The 1,459-nt window shown below is 35.8% G+C and carries 2 protein-coding genes; both read left to right on the top strand.

The features are described from left to right. Positions 1 to 35: 35 nt before the first annotated feature. On the top strand, positions 36 to 599 hold the full coding sequence (locus tag GZ63_RS0115255) for a helix-turn-helix domain-containing protein (protein ID WP_029271030.1): 564 nt from the start codon (positions 36 to 38) through the stop codon (positions 597 to 599). After that, the gene (locus GZ63_RS0115250) at positions 563 to 1,429 is read left to right on the top strand and encodes an IS3 family transposase (RefSeq protein WP_084179334.1); all 867 of its coding nucleotides are present in this window, start codon (positions 563 to 565) and stop codon (positions 1,427 to 1,429) included. The genes GZ63_RS0115255 and GZ63_RS0115250 overlap by 37 nt, the downstream gene beginning before the upstream one ends. Positions 1,430 to 1,459: the final 30 nt, after the last annotated feature.

Raw genomic sequence — 1,459 nt, 5'->3', positions numbered from 1 at the left:
TAGAGTGCTAAATCTAACTTTCGGGGGGTGTTTTTATGGCTAAATATAGTGAAGAGTTTAAAATAAAGCTTGTCACCGAATATCTACATGGGAACAAAGGATATAAATTATTGGCAAAAAAGTACAATATGCCGTCTTATACACCGTTAAGAAATTGGGTGAGTGCCTATAAAACTCAAGGGGTAGAAGGATTAAAGAATAGAAGAAGAAAAGAGGCATATTCTGTTCAATTTAAATTAGATACGATACAATTTATGTTAAATACAGGTGCTTCTTATCAAGAAACTGCAGATCAATTTAAATTGAACAATCCTTCTTTAATTAATCGATGGATGAAAGAATTCAATGAACAAGGAGTAGAAGGCCTGAAACCAAAACCAAAGGGGCGACCTTCTATGTCTAAAAAACCCAATAAACAAACGAAAAAGGACGAAGAAAAGTTAACACGTGAAGAAGAGTTAGAGCGTGAGAATGAACTACTGAGATTAGAAAATGCATACCTAAAAAAGTTAAGAGCTTTTCAGGAAAATCCGAATGCCTTCCTCGAAAAGCCCAAGCGAAATTGGCATTCGAACTCAAACAAGAAGGATTCCGATTAAGGGATATACTCGTTGTGGTTGGTATTCCAGAAGCAACCTATCATTATCACGTAAAAAACTTTGGAAAAGAAGATCCGGACATAGAACTAAAAGAACTTATTACTGAACAATTTAAGAAGTTTCATGAACGTTATGGTTATAAACGCATCACGAAGGAATTAAAGAAATTAGGATATCGCGTTAATCATAAAAAAGTGTATCGTTTGATGCGAGAGCTTGGGTTAAAGTGTGTGAAATTCATGCGCAAATCCCGTAAATACAATTCATATAAAGGAAACGTTGGAAAGGTAGCTAAAAACCGTTTATCCCGCCGTTTTTACACACCTATTCCTCTTCAAAAATTAGTAACCGACATTACAGAATTCAAATGTCTAGGTGAAGAAAAATTGTACTTAAATCCCCTTCTTGACCTTTATAACGGGGAAATTATTGCGTTTGGAATCAAGAAACGACCTACGTTAGATCTTGTCATGGAACCTTTAGATGAAACAATAGAATTCATAAAGAATTACGCAACATACCGCACAACGATCCATTCAGATCAAGGATGGCATTACCAGCACAGCAAGTGGGTGAATACATTAAAGAAAAATAACGTATTCCAAAGCATGTCACGTAAAGCGACCTGCGCAGACAATGCTTCAATGGAGAATTTTTTTGGCATTTTAAAGCAAGAAATGTATTATGGAGAGAAATTAGTAAGCTATGAAGAATTAAAACGACGAATTGAAGATTACATCTACTGGTATAACCACGTACGATCAAAAGCAAAATTGACTGGACTGAGTCCGGTCGAATACCGAACTCAATCCAGCCAATCAGCTGCATAATAAAAACTCTAACTTTTAGGGGTCGCCACT

The organism is Virgibacillus alimentarius, assembly GCF_000709085.1.
GTDB classification, from domain to species: domain Bacteria; phylum Bacillota; class Bacilli; order Bacillales; family Amphibacillaceae; genus Virgibacillus_B; species Virgibacillus_B alimentarius.
This window is presented reverse-complemented; position numbering and strand designations above follow the sequence as displayed.

What these genes read in the sequence shown, in the direction of transcription:
- GZ63_RS0115255 (WP_029271030.1), top strand. Translation starts at nt 36, where the DNA reads ATGGCTAAATATAGTGAAGAGTTTAAAATAAAGCTTGTCACCGAATAT.